The sequence below is a fragment of the Megasphaera sp. AF13-6AC genome, from assembly GCF_027685385.1.
Lineage (GTDB): Bacteria > Bacillota > Negativicutes > Veillonellales > Megasphaeraceae > Megasphaera > Megasphaera micronuciformis.
In genome coordinates this window covers 1-1,982 of sequence record NZ_JAQCUN010000184.1, presented here as the reverse complement: position 1 = coordinate 1,982, position 1,982 = coordinate 1, and the positions used below count along the sequence as shown (strand labels likewise).

Genomic DNA, 1,982 nt, shown 5'->3' with positions numbered 1-1,982 from the left:
TTGTTCAGTTTTCAAAGGTCACTCGCCGTTTGGCGACTCGTTTATCTTACCGCATTCACTTTCTCTTGTCAACCTCTTTTTCTCTATTTTTTCGCTTTATACATAAAAAGTACGGGACACACAAGATTTTGTATGTCCCGTAGTCTTTCTCCTACTTATCCGGTGCCGCAAAGGCCTTTGCGATTTCACTATACAATTTACAGTCCGCTACGCGGAGAGCTTTAATAAATCCGTCAGAAACAGAGGTTCTTCCCCAATTTTCTATAACAGGCTCTATATGTATATGAATGAGCGTATTTTCTTTTCTCTTCCCATTACTCCTACGACCGTTGCTTTCACTTACTAACGGTAGATCTTCCTTGTCTTTAAACGAAGCTTTCAACCCCTCTATATCCCTTTTAAGAACACCATATGTCTCTCTTATAATTTCCTGTAAGCGCAAGAACATTTCTTCACGATTTAATCCGTTGTCCCGTCCCGATTCATCATAATACCTTAAGGCTAAATACAGTCCATTCCCGTCAGTATCAATGCGCCAAAAGAGGTAGGGGTGTGTCTCGTCCCCCCATTCAAAAGGTCTACGCCAAAATTTTATGTGTGACCAACGCCCGCCTCCTATATTATGGCTGGAATTAATAACACGACTTCCGTCTCCTCCTGTCCGTGGCTCCCACATTCGACGACTGATTCCCAAAGCAGTTTCACCGTCAAATAAGATACGTAAGAAATAATACGGCACAACTTCCGTCGTCTTTAACAGAGTTTCTAAATCCGTCCCCTCCGTCAAGGCACGCTCATATAAATTCGCTTTGTCCAAGAACTCTTCATGCAAATAAGCACTATACATGCTTACGAGTTCACTGTCATGAACATATGTGTCAACAGCTTTAACTAAATCCTCGGCAGACACTGCCAAAACAGGAATCACCTCGGCAGACACTGCCAAAACAGGAATCACCTCTTCACTCAGTTTTCTTTCCCGTTTCACCGTAGCCCAGTCGGCATCACTGAAAAATCCCGTCTTTACATAGGCTACGAAACAGTTAAACCGGCACTCTTTCAACGTATATTCATTACGCACAATTTTTTTTAAATCTTCTTCTATATCTTTATTCCTGCCATCTTCTTTCAAAAGACTGACCAATAAGTTGCCCAGTTCCATTAAATACTTTTGTATCTGATCGTCATGTTCTGATGTGTACACCTTATCTTCAATAACCAGGGCATCTACCTTCCAATTACTATACACTACCAAAGCCAGAACATCCATATGCTTAAATTGCCGCCTGATAACAACACCTTTAATCTTCGGCAAGGCATCATTCTTACGGCCTGACAGCAAGGCCCAAAAACTTCTACCGAGTCCATATAATGGCGAGTCTTCATCCCGATTTAAACAATCCAAGGCCCAGCAGAAAAAAGCGTCTTGCGAAAGTTCACTCGTAGCAAATGCAAAAAGGTTGTGTTTCACACTCATACCTCCGTTCGTGTCGCCCCATATTTTCTTAATTATACGGAGATTTTCTTTTGTTTTTAACATTCTTTCTTTATAGGTATATCGTTCTTTTCTGCCATACCGTCGTATCATATTCCTCAATCCCCCATTTACACGCTTTGATTTAAATCACCAATTCTATTTGCTCTATTAATTTTTATGTCTTTATTTTTCTACCCATTCGCATGATTAAGCAATCTTACACCATTTGTTTTTTATTTCTTTTTATTTTTATTCATTTTTTACTTGTTTTTATTTATCCATCGTTGTATACTTATACCATCTTAAAGAAAGGCAGGCGATTTTATATGTTTAAAAAATTTCTCGCACTTATTGCTCTTACTTTCATTGCTGTCAGTGCCTTAACAGGTTGCGGCACCTCGAGTCCTCAAGGCAACACCGAAAAAACGCTCATCATAGGCATGAACCCCAACTTCCCACCTTTCGAATTTACGCAAGGTGAAGACTACGTCGGCTTCGATGTAGA

The 1,982-nt window shown here is 40.2% G+C and carries 1 protein-coding gene; it reads right to left on the bottom strand.

Features of this window, described 5'->3' with window-relative positions:
• Nucleotides 1–151 precede the first annotated feature (151 nt).
• Entirely contained in the window at nucleotides 152–1,471 is a 1,320-nt protein-coding gene (locus PGX78_RS07880; protein WP_270446362.1) for a hypothetical protein, read from the bottom strand.
• Nucleotides 1,472–1,982 lie beyond the last annotated feature (511 nt).